The sequence below is a fragment of the Corynebacterium sp. H128 genome (assembly GCF_037482625.1).
GTDB lineage: Bacteria > Actinomycetota > Actinomycetes > Mycobacteriales > Mycobacteriaceae > Corynebacterium.
In genome coordinates, this window is record NZ_JBBHKW010000006.1 from 1 (window position 1) to 12,719 (window position 12,719).

12 protein-coding genes are annotated in these 12,719 nt (G+C 58.4%); 4 read left to right on the forward strand and 8 right to left on the reverse strand.

The window, feature by feature from the left end:
* The 3 genes from WG915_RS06625 to WG915_RS06635 form a co-directional block, all read left to right on the forward strand.
* The coding region (locus tag WG915_RS06625) for an IS3 family transposase (RefSeq protein ID WP_339564728.1) at nucleotides 1-92 on the forward strand (92 nt) is incomplete at its 5' end.
* Between the two features lie 73 nt (nucleotides 93-165).
* Nucleotides 166-1,041, forward strand: coding sequence for a sucrase ferredoxin (locus WG915_RS06630; RefSeq protein WP_339564593.1), 876 nt, complete (start codon nucleotides 166-168; stop codon nucleotides 1,039-1,041).
* A gap of 21 nt (nucleotides 1,042-1,062) precedes the next feature.
* Nucleotides 1,063-3,996, forward strand: coding sequence for an FAD-binding and (Fe-S)-binding domain-containing protein (locus tag WG915_RS06635; RefSeq protein WP_339564594.1), 2,934 nt, complete (start codon nucleotides 1,063-1,065; stop codon nucleotides 3,994-3,996).
* Here the strand turns inward: WG915_RS06635 and WG915_RS06640 are convergent.
* The 5 genes from WG915_RS06640 to WG915_RS06660 form a co-directional block, all read right to left on the reverse strand.
* The gene (locus WG915_RS06640) at nucleotides 3,993-4,997 is read right to left on the reverse strand and encodes an alpha/beta hydrolase family protein (RefSeq protein WP_339564595.1); all 1,005 of its coding nucleotides are present in this window, start codon (nucleotides 4,995-4,997) and stop codon (nucleotides 3,993-3,995) included. The two genes, WG915_RS06635 and WG915_RS06640, sit on opposite strands and share 4 nt — an antisense overlap.
* Before the next feature lie 139 nt (nucleotides 4,998-5,136).
* The gene (locus WG915_RS06645; protein ID WP_339564596.1) at nucleotides 5,137-6,903 is read right to left on the reverse strand and encodes a radical SAM protein; all 1,767 of its coding nucleotides are present in this window, start codon (nucleotides 6,901-6,903) and stop codon (nucleotides 5,137-5,139) included.
* A complete protein-coding gene (locus WG915_RS06650; RefSeq protein WP_339564597.1) occupies nucleotides 6,896-7,108 on the reverse strand; it encodes a hypothetical protein in 213 nt (70 codons plus the stop codon). Before WG915_RS06650 ends, WG915_RS06645 begins: the two co-directional genes overlap by 8 nt.
* A 55-nt stretch (nucleotides 7,109-7,163) precedes the next feature.
* Nucleotides 7,164-7,946 carry a hypothetical protein gene (locus tag WG915_RS06655; RefSeq protein WP_339564598.1) on the reverse strand — a complete coding sequence of 261 codons (783 nt, stop codon included), beginning with the start codon at nucleotides 7,944-7,946 and terminating at the stop codon, nucleotides 7,164-7,166.
* Nucleotides 7,943-8,716 carry a hypothetical protein gene (locus tag WG915_RS06660; protein WP_339564599.1) on the reverse strand — a complete coding sequence of 258 codons (774 nt, stop codon included), beginning with the start codon at nucleotides 8,714-8,716 and terminating at the stop codon, nucleotides 7,943-7,945. Before WG915_RS06660 ends, WG915_RS06655 begins: the two co-directional genes overlap by 4 nt.
* Before the next feature lie 53 nt (nucleotides 8,717-8,769).
* Between WG915_RS06660 and WG915_RS06665 the strand changes: the two genes are divergently transcribed.
* Nucleotides 8,770-9,945, forward strand: a complete 1,176-nt coding sequence (locus WG915_RS06665) for a protein adenylyltransferase SelO family protein (protein ID WP_339564600.1) — start codon at nucleotides 8,770-8,772, stop codon at nucleotides 9,943-9,945.
* A 1-nt stretch (nucleotide 9,946) separates the two neighbouring features.
* Here the strand turns inward: WG915_RS06665 and WG915_RS06670 are convergent, their stop codons facing one another.
* The 3 genes from WG915_RS06670 to WG915_RS06680 are packed head-to-tail and all read right to left on the reverse strand — an operon-like array spanning nucleotide 9,947 to nucleotide 12,542.
* A complete protein-coding gene (locus tag WG915_RS06670) occupies nucleotides 9,947-10,624 on the reverse strand; it encodes a methionine ABC transporter permease (protein ID WP_339564601.1) in 678 nt (225 codons plus the stop codon).
* Entirely contained in the window at nucleotides 10,621-11,682 is a 1,062-nt protein-coding gene (locus WG915_RS06675) for a methionine ABC transporter ATP-binding protein (protein ID WP_445227795.1), read from the reverse strand. The genes WG915_RS06670 and WG915_RS06675 overlap by 4 nt, the downstream gene beginning before the upstream one ends.
* The gene (locus WG915_RS06680) at nucleotides 11,679-12,542 is read right to left on the reverse strand and encodes a MetQ/NlpA family ABC transporter substrate-binding protein (RefSeq protein WP_339564603.1); all 864 of its coding nucleotides are present in this window, start codon (nucleotides 12,540-12,542) and stop codon (nucleotides 11,679-11,681) included. The genes WG915_RS06675 and WG915_RS06680 overlap by 4 nt, the downstream gene beginning before the upstream one ends.
* Nucleotides 12,543-12,719 lie beyond the last annotated feature (177 nt).

Here is a 12,719-nt window from a genome sequence, read left to right on the forward strand (position 1 = left end):
ACTGGTACAACCACGAACGACTCCAGAAACGACTCAAGGGTCTGACTCCGATGCACTACCGGAACCAGACCCTTGAACCCCTAACCGCCTAGAATTAAACCAGTCCAACTTTCGGGGGCCAGTTCAAGTTAGGCTAACCTTGTTTCACATCGCTAGTGTGGGAGTATGACCACCGAACTGGCCCCCGTACTGTGCTCCGACAATCGCGTCGAGCCGCTACCCGGTACAGCAAAGACCGGAACCATCTTTGTAGCCTTTGAGCACCTGCACGGCTGGGGTCGGGACATCATGGACGGCGATGCCTTCGACTCCGAGACGACGGCGCGCCTCGCTGCATACCTCAAGCAGTTCGGCGCTAGCCTGCAGCTGATCCGTAAACCCGGACGAGAGGGGCAGCAGCGTGCAGGGCACACCGTTTTTATCGCGTTTGTGGAGCACGGGATAGTAGAAAAACTGCACGTCAATAGTGTGGCGGAACTACTTAACCTAGATATCAGCGCGCCGGGGACTTCCGGGGGCGAACGCGTGCCCCATCCAGTGGTGCTGGTGTGTACGCATGGCAAAAGAGATATGTGCTGCGCTGTCAAAGGGCGCCCGCTGGCAGCTGCACTTGAAAGCGAATTCGGCGGTGATGTTGTCTGGGAATCCTCGCATACCAAAGGACACCGCTTTGCCCCCTCGATTATCGCGCTGCCCTGGGGTTACTCCTTCGGGCACCTAGGGGAAAACGCGGCCGCAGACATGGTGCGCCACTTTCAACGCGGCGAGCTGTTCCTCGCCGGCAATCGCGGGCGGAGCTGCTATCCGGCTGCGGAACAAGCCGCCGAACTGGCGGTAGCTACCCGCTTGGTGGAACACGGCGAAGTTGTGCGACTCGGTGCACTTGTGGTCAGTGGTGACGTGGTCAGCCACAATGATGGCCGGCAATGGGAGGTCGTGCTAGAGCAGCGTCCAGTCGAGGGCGTGATCTCCTCGTGTGGGGATGCCCCGAAAGCAGGTAAAGCCTGGAAAATACGAGCAATAGTGCCACGATTGCACTAGCACACGTTTTATACTCGGCTTATGGCTAAACTCCTCACACTTGATACCTCTAAAATCGCTAAGCCTGCGGGGAGTGCGGAGGGTTTTCCGGATCATTTTCCCGAGGAACTGGCAGCGGGTACCCCGGAAAAGCTAAAGCAAGATCTGGTGGCGCTGCTAGGGCAGGAACAGGTCCATTCCCGGGCCCTTGACCTGGTGCGCTACGCCTCGGATGCCGGCCACTATCGCCTCTTCCCGCAGGTTGTGGTCTCGCCACGGGACATCGCGGACATGCAGCGGCTGCTCGCGTACTGCCGTGAGAACGGCCGCCACCTAACTTTTCGCTCCGGTGGGTCCTCCCTGAACGGTCAGGCGCAGTGCGACGACATCCTCGTGGACGTCCGGAGCAATTTCCGGGGCATTGAAGTTCGAGGCGAAACCGTGCACGTTCGTCCCGGCGAAACCCTGTCCGCGCTCAATGCTGTGCTCGCGCGCACAGGGCGCCGCTTTGCTCCAGATCCAGCATCTGCGGTGGTGGCAACCATCGGCGGCATCCTGGCCAATAACTCGGGCGGAATGCGATGCACTGTCGCGGAGGATTCTTATCATTCGATCGAAGATGCCACGATCGTGTTGCCGTCGGGAACGGTCGTCGATACGCGTGCGGCAGATGCCGAGGAGCGCCTGGCCGCTGCGGAACCGGAGTTGGTGCGCGGTCTGCTGGATATTCGTGCGCGGTTGCTTGCCGATGAAGCCCTCGTGGCGCGGCTGCGTCGCAAGTTTTCAATCCGCAATACCAACGGCATTCGCCTTGATGCTTTCCTTGATGCCGATACCCCGGTCGGTATCCTGCGTCGTCTCATGGTCGGATCGGAAGGCACGCTCGGATTCATCGCGGATGCGGACCTGCGCACCTTGCCATTGCCAACAGAAAAGGCAGTGACCTGGGTGATGCTGCCAACACTGGCTTCCGCCGCGGAGTACGTACCTAAGCTCATGGCGGCCGGTGCTGCCGCCTGTGAAATCCTAGTCAGCCCGGTACTGCGGGAATCCGTCGGTAACTTCAAGGGCGCGGCGGCCGAATGGTCAGAACTCGATGACGATGCTTCTGCGCTGTTGCTGGAAATCGCCGGCCTAGATGAGGCGGACTTGCAGGCCAAGATCGCCGCCGCCGAGGCTGTGCTCGCAGGTGCGCCTCTGACCGCTCCGCTGGACTTCATGCGGGATCAACGGGACATCGATCTGGCCTGGCAAATCCGTGGCGGCTTGTATGCCCTCTTCGGCAAGCAGCGCAAAGAAGGAACCGCACTCATCACCGAGGACGTGTGCTTCCCGCCCGCCCAGGTCGGCGAGGCCGCCAAGGATCTCATGGCATTGCTGCGCAAACACGGTTACCCGGAGATGGTGATGGGGCATGCGGCATTCGGTAACCTGCACTTCTTCATGACGCCAGCCTTTGACAACCCTACTGAAGTGCAGGCCTATGAAATCTTCATCGACGAGCTGGCCGAATTGGTCCTTGACAGCTACGACGGTTCCCTCAAGGCCGAACACGGTACCGGCTTCGCGATGGCCTCCCATGTGGAACGCGAATGGGGCAGCACCGCCTTTGAAATGATGTGGCAGGTCAAGAAGCTCCTGGACCCAGACGGGCTCCTCGCTCCCAACGTCAAGCTCACGCGCGACCAGGACATTCACCTCAAAAACTTCAAGTCCTACCCGCGCATTGAAGCCGAGGCGACGCACTGCGTGGAATGTGGTTTCTGTGAACCCGTGTGCCCATCGCGTAACGCCACCGTCACCCCGCGCCAGCGCATCGTGCTGCGCCGCGAAATGGCTCGCCAGCCCGCAGGTTCCGCCCTGCTTGCCGCGCTTTTCGACGACTATGGCTACGACGCCATCGATATGTGTGCAGCGGACGGCACCTGCGCCATCTCCTGCCCGATCTCCATTGACACTGGGGCGCTGATGAAAACATTCCGGGCGACGCAGCAAACTGCCCAAGCGAACAAAGTCGCACTCGGATTGGCCAAGAACTGGGCAGCGGTAGAAAAAGCTGCCCGTGGCGGTTTGAGCGCCGCCGGAGCAGTGCAGAAAGTACTGGGTCCGGAGCTTGGAGCAAACGTGCTGGGAGCCCTCACCGGGATAGTGCGCAGCGTAGTCTCAGAAGACCTCGTACCCTCTGCCAAGGACGGCCTGCCTCCGGCCTCTGCCGCACTGCCGAGCACTACCCGCAGTGGAGCGGCTGCGATCTACTTCCCGGCGTGCATTAACCGCATGTTTGGTCGTAGCGGATCCGGGCCTTCACTGCCGGAGACGCTGGTCGCGCTTTCGGCGCGGGCAGGCAAGCCGCTGCACATCCCGGACAATGTTGCCGGCACATGCTGCGGTACACCGTTTAGCTCCAAAGGCTTCCGCGATGCCAAGCACTATATGGCGGTACAGCTGCTAGAAGACCTGTGGACATGGTCAGAATCCGGCACGCTGCCCATCATTGTGGATGCATCATCCTGTACACACGGAATGGTGCATGATGTCCCAGCTGAACTGTCGGAAGAACAGCTCGCCCGCTGGCAGCAGATCCAGATTTTGGATGCCGTCGCCTGGGCAGCCGCGCTGCTACCTGAGTTGACAGTGAGCAATCCTGCCGGGCGCGTAGCCGTACACCCGAACTGTTCCATACAACACCTAGACCTGGTCACGCCACTGATGGCAGTTGCTTCCTTTGCCGCCAGCGATGCGTTCATCCCACTCGGTGCTACTTGTTGCGGTACCGCAGGAGACCGTGGTTTGCTGCACCCAGAACTGCTCGAATCGGCTACCGCAGATGAGCGTGCTGGGCTAGCGCTAGCAGAGCAGGACGGACATATCGATTCTTTCGTGTCCGCGAACCGTACCTGCGAAATGGGGCTGGAACAGAAGACTGGGCTCGGCTACGAACACGTGGCGTACCTGCTGGAACAAGCGACGCGTTAGCCGTGCCATTCCGCGAGCTTTGCTAGCAGTACCTTGTCCGATTCCTGCTTGGCCGTACGATTGCCCTCCACGGTGCCGCCGAGCATTTTCTCCCAGGAGCGGCCGAAGGTGGTGATGTCCTCGGAAAATATGTGGCCGGCGTTCGGGTAGACGTGTGCTTCCAGATTCGGGTTGCGTTCCGCGAGTCCGCGGGCGGCAACGTCTCCCTGCCACATCGCATCTTGCTCGCCGGCGAAGAGGAGACCCTTGCCCTGGAAATTCGCGATCGGGATCCGGGCATCTTCGGCATTGGCGGCGCGCTCCGGCATTGACTCGTAGGTGGCTCGGTACGCAGTGGGAAGGCCGAGCATCATGTCAAAGAACATCTTTGAGCTGGCCTTTGGCTCTGCGTCTCGGAAAGAGAGGTAGGGCACGGGCTGGCCATCTTTGGTGAAAGAAGAATGTTCCTCGCGGCCGAAGCTAAGTCCTTGATAGGTGTATTCGGATGGGGTGTACAGCACGATATTGTCCATCCGTGCGCCGCGGGCAGCGAGGTTGGCAGTGAGCTCTGCGCCTTTCGACGCCCCGATCACGGTGACTGGGCCAGGGTTGGTGATGTTGGTGTCCAGATAGGCTGAGACCTCATCATAGAACTCCAAAGGCACCTCAGCGAGGTCAGCTTGCTGGTTGGGCTGGCCGAAGAAGAACAGGGAGAGGACTTCGTAGCCTTGTTCTGAGAGCTGCTTGCCTAGTGGATAGCTGGGGGAGCCTTCGGAGCCGCCGAACACCACGACGGTGCCGCGGTGCTTGCGTTCACTCGGGGTGAAGTGGAAACCGTTGAGGTAGTCGCCCTCGATGCTCTTGACCTGGGCATTGATTTCGTAGGTGGACTTATCTTGCAGGTCGGTGCTGCCCGGGACCGCGTAGCGCTTGGTGTTATAGGCGTTGATGCCGGCGATGGTGGCAACCACCAAGACCACAACGAGGACCAAAGCACCGAGGACTTTAAGAAGTTTCCGCATAGCTTTGACCTTAGCGCCCAGACGTAGCGTGCAGGTTAACTTTGTGCCACAAAATATCGGACGAAATTTTCCCCGTCAACCTGCGCTAACGGCCCATGTATGCGGTGGTATTGCGCTGTTTGGCGGGGAAGATTTCTGATTATGCTTTCCAGGAGAATCGGAATTCTGGGAATGGCAGGTTAATGGTCTCCATGTGGTAAAACGCATTCTTCGCGTGCTTGGAGTAGTGATATTCCCTAGCGCGCAGCGTGGTCACCGAGATCAGGTTGCCAAAGTCAGGCAGGAAGCCCGGGGCGTGGAGAGCTAAGAACGGTGTGAGGTCAAGTAGCCAGGCGTCGGCTAGCTCTTGCAGCTGCGCCGGGTAGGCATCCAGCGTGGCCACGTGGCTCATCTTGGTGCGCTGCTCATCGCCGTACACCACTGGCGCATCGGAGAGTAGCTGCACCTTGACTGCGTTCGATGCGTCACCGCCACCGTTCACCTGCCAATACGCCTTATCGACGGCGATGAAAACCGCATCATCTGGCCGCAGCGTCACCTGAGTCATCCGCCCGTAGAGGTGGCTGGAGAACAAATCAGTTGCCTGGCCATTGACCACTAGTTTGATGGCGCCAAGGCGGTACATTTCCTGCAGTGTTGGATCGCGGGAAATAAGGTTTGGCAGTGCATTAACCGGGTCAAGCAGCTCGGGGTTGAAGTTCATCAGACGCGGCACGGTGAGGTCGTCGTAAATGTGTGGCTGATTTTGCCGGATGAAGGCATCGACGAGGCGGCGACTCTCCGCTGGCTTGGGCGGGAAGCGTTTCGGCTGCGCCTTATAGAGCTCCTTCTGTAGCGAGCAGGTATAGGCGCGCGAGCCGCGGGTGTTGTTGCGCTCGATGGGGCAGCCGGCGAAGCAGAGATAGAACCAGGGGCAGGCGCGGCATTCTTGGGAGAGGGGTTCGTTGTTGGCTTCGTATTGTGCGATGGTGCGGGAACCGGCGTCGATAAGCTCCGGCATACCCAACTGGACCATGTTGCCGAACTTGAGCGCGGGTTCTGCCTGGCCACGATGGCACGGGTAGACATCGCCGTCTTTCTGGACCAGGAAGTTGTTTTCACCGCAGTTGATCTGGTTCGTGCAGTAGCCGTGGGTAAATTCTTTGAACCATTCGTAGTAGATGGCGCGCTCGAACTTGGTGCCGTGGAAGTGCTCTTGCAGCGCGCGCAGGAAAGCGACCATTTCTTCCTGGTCGAGCTGGGAGACGTAGCTGGAGTTGGCGCTGTCATAAGCGAACATGATGTAGAAGTCGGTGCACATGTCGAAACCATGTTCATCCAGCCACTCAATGTCTGCGATGAACTCGGCGATCCGTCGGAGATGCTCCTTTCCGACGACGCAGCTGATCCCCTTGGCGTAAGGGTAGTCCTTCAGAAGCAGCACATTGTCTCGAGTGCGTTGGAGCGTGGACTTGCCTTGCTTAGTGGTGCGTAGCTCATGATGCAGCGAGAAGGGGAGGTCAAAGCTTCCAGAGATGGAGACACGGAACTCCTCGTACAGTGGCCGGAGCACATGAAAGTTGTACAGGTTTGTCTTAATGTGGATTGGGCTGAGCGTGCGGCTACCCAGCGCCTTCAGCTCGCTGCGGTAGCGCTCGCGGTAGTCGAAGTAGGCCTGGAAGAGCTCGCGGAGTACTGGCTGGGGGAGTAATGAGATCTCGGCGCCGTGGAGGAGAAGCGCATCAATGAGGATGCCCTGGTGTTCAAGGTGGCCAGCAATCAAGTGGAACTGGGAAACCACATCATCGTAGGTGTCGCGGTTTTCGGTGAGATCCCCAAGATAGCAATAGGAGCATCCCAGGTTGCAGTACTGGTTTGGGACGAAGGTCAGCTTGATGGCTTGATGGAATAATTGCAGGTCAGCCATTGTTATTATTGTTGTTATTATTGTTATTGTTGTTGTTCGAGCTGCTGCCGCCTGTAGAAGAGCCACTCCAACCGCGCATCCGCAGTTCGTTTCCGACGATGTCCGTCCAGCCGTCGTTAAAGCTGCCGGTCTGCTGGAACAAGGTGCCATTGGCGAGCGCTTGATCTAGCTGGTTTTGTCTGAGCCACGTTTGAAAGTCAGTCACTTTTCTCGCGTCCTTAATCTCTTCCTACCCCAGTACCCTAGTCCAGTAGCCTGGGTCAGCGCAGCTCCTGCGGAAGCCGCGGAATCTGTACCGCAACCTTCTCGCGCCAGTGTGGGAGATAACGTGCTTCCACATAGTTGGCTTGCACAAGGGAAGCCTTTTCATAGCTATCTACAAACAAGGTTGCAGTGCTGGGAAAGCTCTCCCCGTGTGGAGTAAACACCGTGAGCTTCAGCTGAACTTCGTGCTTGCCGGGAATGGTTCGGCCAGTGACCGAATGCTGGATGATGGTCGCTCGTGCCGGTGCACCGTGGTACATCGCATCGAAGGTTGCTTGATCCAGGAATCCATCACGCAGGCAGACAAAGTCAAAGAACAGCTGTGCTCGCTCACGGAACGGACCATGCGGGACATAGAGCGCTGCTGGCTTTTTAGGTTGGAAGATCACCGGAAACTGAGCGCCGGGAACCACTGAGCCCAGGCGACGCCTGCCGACGGCCGCAACCATGCTTCCCTGGAACCGAGCGCCGTCTTCGCTCTCCACATCCATTTTAATCTGATAAGCGCGCACTCCTTTGCGCAGGCCACTGCGGGAAAAGGACTGCACAGTGCCCACGCCAACGCGCCCCTCACGCCAGCGTGCCGCTACATCCTTGGGCGCCATCTTTTTGGAAACGAAGGCAAGGGCTGCACATCCGATTACTAAGAAGACGACACCACCGATGATGAGATCCTCGGTGGATTGAATTGCGCGATCTTCCCAGTGCGACTTCAGCACAAGGAACATGATGACGATGATGAATAGCTGCAGCGTCCTAGTGATGAGGAGACGGATCATCGTCGCACTTCCTTAGGGATGCGCACCGCGACCACCGATGGGTCGGCCGGGAGATACTTGACCTCTACATAGCTGGCATTGCGTAGCTGTAAGTACTTCTCCTCAGTAAGGTACAGGCGTGCGCTGGCCGGAAACTGCTGACCTGTCGGGGTGGTCACGTTGAGGCTCAAGTTCCATTCCAGGGCATCCTCACGCTTGCGACCTGTTTGCTGCATATCCGCGATGATGGCCCGAGCTTCGTTGCCCCAATATTGCGCGTTGAGTGTCTGCTGATCGAGGATACCTTCACGTTGGCAGGCATAGTCATAAAACAGCTGGGCGCGGTGTTGGAGCGGGCCGTGTGGAACATACAGCTTTTCTGGTTTGGATGCCTGGTAAATCACCGGAATCATGGTGTTGGGCGTCAATTTTGATAGTCGTCGACTGCCGACGGTGGACTTCAGCGACCCCGCAAAGATCGCACCGTCCTCGCCTTCGACCTGCATGTTGATTCGATAGACGTGACGGTTGTTCACACGGTACATGTGGTGATAATCGCGGACCCGCCCCACGCCGACCTTTCCGTCTGTCCAATTCTTCGCTACATTGCGGGGGAGCAGAAAAGCGATCAGAGTGAAGACACCGAACATGATGGTGAGGGGAAACCCAAAGACGACCATCAGCATTGCTATCGCGAACCCGGTGGTATCCACCAGGAAAAACGCCATGAGTAGACCGACAACAGTCATGGCAAGTGCGCCGAGCAACAATCGCAAGAACACCTTGTACATGATTTGACTGTAGATCAGTTCGCTGGCTCACGCTGGCCCTATACTGGGGCACCATGGTTCCTGAATCTTCCTTCGCAGCCGCACTCCCGGAGCTCGCTTACCCAGCACGAGGTGAGGATGCGCCTGCACCAGAACTGCTGTTGCTGAATGAGCCACTAGCTGTAGAACTCGGATTGGACCCCGATTGGCTGCGTTCGGACGAGGGGATTGACTTCCTACTCGGACACGACGGCGGGTGGGCACTGGCTTACGCCGGTCACCAGTTTGGGCAGTATTCGCCGCTGCTTGGCGACGGCCGCGCTATCCTCCTCGGGGAATTCTCCGGACGCGAGGTGCAGGCCAAGGGGACGGGGCGGACCCAATTCTCCCGCCGCGGGGATGGCCGCGGACCTCTCGACGCAATGCTCCGCGAATACCTCATCTCTGAGTACCTGCACTCAGTGGGCGTTGCTAGCACGCGTGGCCTTGCCGTCCTGAGCACAGGCAGAAAAATCCAGCGGCAGTTAGTCACCCCGGCTGGGGTGTGCGTACGGGTAGCCAAATCACATGTGCGAGTAGGCAGCTTTGAGTTAGTGCGACGTAATGGCAGCCCGGAACTATTGGAACGTTTGAGTTCCTATGCGTGGGAGCGGTTCCCAGGTGGACTCAGCGCTGTGGTCTCCCGGCAAGCGCAGACGGTAGCCCAGTGGATGGGCATCGGGTTCGTCCATGGGGTGATGAATACCGACAACTGCAGCATATCTGGGGAAACCCTCGATTTTGGGCCCTGCGCATTCCTAGATGCACACGACCCGGGGGCGTGCTTTAGCTCTATTGACGTCGGTAAGCGTTATGCCTATGGGCGTCAGCCCGCGATGATGCAGTGGAACCTAATGCGCCTGGCGGAGTGTCTGGAGGAAGAGATCGACTTTGAGCCAGCCTTCCGCGCCGCATTGTTGGAGGTGTGGGCGGAGAAGCTGGGTACGTCGGATCCCAGCGAGATCAACAAGTGGTTTGAGCGACTCGCTCTTGAACAGCCGGATCACACCCTGGCCCACGCTACGATGCCTGGGAAAAACCCGCAGGTCATCCCGCGTAATGAGGTAGTGCAGCGCGCGCTAGACGCTGCCCTAGCCGGTGACCTTGCGCCATATTTGGCGCTGCAGGAAGTGCTTTCTGATCCATTCACCAAGCCTGAGCAGGACTACCAAGCGGCCGCTTCGGGGTACGTGACCTACTGCGGGACTTAGACTAGCGACGCATGATCTTCTTGGACAACCAGTTGCCGAGGAGCTGGGCGATCTGGACGATCACGATGATCACTGCGGTTGCTGCCAAGGTGACCTCTGGGTCATAGGAGCGGTAGCCGTACACAATCGCGAAGTCGCCCAAGCCGCCGCCACCGATGTAACCGGCCATCGCGGACATATCTACTACCGCGATGAAGATGAAGGTATAGCCGAGGATCAACGGGCCGAGCGCCTCCGGGATGATCACAGTGCGGATGATGAGCCAAGGGGACGCGCCCATTGCCCGCGCGGCTTCAATTACACCTGGGTCGATAGCCACGAGGTTCTGCTCGACGATTCGGGCCACGCCGAAGGTAGCCGCAACTGACATGACAAACACAGCGGCATCGATGCCGATGGTCGAACCGATCATCGCTTTGGTCACTGGGCCGATGAAAGCGATGAGGATGATGAAGGGGATCGGCCGGACAAAGTTCACCAGAATGTTCAGCACCGTGTACAGCCCCTTATTGTGCAGGATGCTGCCGGAGCGAGTGGTGTACAGCAAGATGCCCAAGGCAAGTCCCAAAAGGCCGCCGACGACCATCGTGATCGACACCATGTAGAGGGTGTCCCAGATGGATTCTACGAATTGGTCGCCGAGGCGATCCCAGTTTGCTGCGAGGATAGTTTCGGTCATCGCTTGATCTCCTCGACCTCTGCGTTGGCGGATACGGACTGGTAGAAGCGCTCAACAGCGTCTTCGGGTCCGGTGAGCTGTACGGTGACCTTTCCGAAGGAATGGTGCTGCAGGGTGGTGATGCCACCGTGCACGATATTGATGTTGACGCCGGCCTTGGTCGCGTCCGCCGACGCGGCGAAAAAGCCAGTCTCCTCAGTGAGGTTGATCGTGAAGATTCGCCCCGGGCGCCGGAGGAGCTCGTCGGCTTCCACTAGGTCTGGGGTATTGCGCAGGGAAGTAGCCACGAAGCGCTGAGCTACGGGGGTCTGCGGATTGGAGAACACCTCATGGACAGTGCCGTACTCAACCACCTTGCCGGACTCCATGACGGCGACTTTGTCTCCGATGGAGCGGACTACATCCATTTCGTGAGTAATCACCACGATGGTGATACCGAATTCCTTGTTCACTCGACGCAGTAGTTCGAGTACGTCGTGTGTGGTTTCCGGGTCGAGCGCCGAGGTAGCTTCGTCCGCTAGCAGCAGCTTAGGTTGGGTTGCCAGTGCGCGGGCGATGCCCACACGCTGCTTTTGCCCACCTGAAAGCTGCTCGGGGTAGTGCTTGGCTTTGTCGCCCAGTCCGACAAAGTCCAGCAGTTCCGCTACGCGCTTGTCCCGTTCGGCCTTGGGCATACCGGCCAGCTCGAGCGGGTAGGCCACGTTGCCGGCGGCGGTGCGAGAGGAAAACAGGTTGAACTGCTGGAAGATCATTCCGATATCGCGGCGGGTGGCGCGGAGCTTCTTTTCGGGCATGCCGACGATGTTCAGGTCGTCGAGAAGCAGCTCACCACTGGTCGCGGTTTCGAGACCGTTGATCAGCCGCACCAGCGTGGATTTACCCGCGCCGGAGTAGCCGATGATGCCGATGATCTCGCCAGGCTCGACGGTCAAGGTGACGCCGTCGATGGCGTGCAGGGTCTTCTTATCTGTGCGGAAGACTTTGGTGATATCCCGGAACTGGATGCGAGTTCCGGGGCGCGTAGCGTTAGACACTGGGTATTGATCCTTGGGAGTTATTTGGAGGAAGCCTGCAGTCGATCCAGGATAGCCTTGAGCTCTTCCTGGGGGCGCTTGACCGCTACCGAAGTGCCCTGGGAGTCCTTTGCGAGGGCCTCTTGGACAGCTGGGGTGTGGTAAACATCGACGAGCTTAGCGATCTTCTCATTATTTACATCCTCTGCGCGAACCACCAGGGCGTTGATGTATGGCTCAGCCTCGGTCGAGTTCGGATCGTCCTTGAACACTGCGAGGGTAGGGTCGATGCCTGCGCGCTCTAGGAAGGTGTTGTTGATTACGGCTGGCTTGCCTTCACCGTAGACCGCAGGGGTCTGTGCGGAGTCGATCGGGGTGATCTTGACCTTGGAGGCAGCTTCATCAACATCTGCTGGGGTCGGAGTGACCAGTCCTTCCTGCTTGAGCTTTACTAATCCCGCCTGTACCAGGACGTTGATTGCGCGCCCCTGGTTGGAGGGATCGTTGGGAAGAGCAACTTCCTGCCCCTCGATACCGTCGAGGCTGCTGTGATCCTTCCAGTACAGTGCCAGTGGCACGATCTGAGTGGAACCGATCGGCACTAGGGTGTCATTCGCGCCGGTATTGTATTCGGAGAGGAACTTCAGATGCTGGAAGAGATTCACATCGATTTCGCCTTCGGAGAGCGCGCGGTTTGGAGTGCTGTAATCGGCGAACTGGGTGGTGTCTAATTCAATTCCGGCCTTCTCAGCCTCGTCTTCGAATACCTGCCAGTAGCCCATATCTGATTCGGTGGTGCCGATCTTAATAGTGTTTTCGTCGGAAGCTCCCCGGCCACAGGCGGTGAGGGAGGTAGCGGCGAGGATGGTGGCCAGCCCGAGGGCTGCGGTGCGACGGAATTTCATGACATGATCCTTTTCTAGACAGAGCTTTCTATATTGCTGTTCAAAACCCTAGCAATGCGCCCCTTAGATGTACAGCTTGGTCTAGAAAGCTTGGTCTGTCCTTGAGTGGATTGCCTGCCTTGAGCAGCGAGTATGGTTAAAAAGTGATCCTAATCACAAAAATGCCAGGCTTGAGCT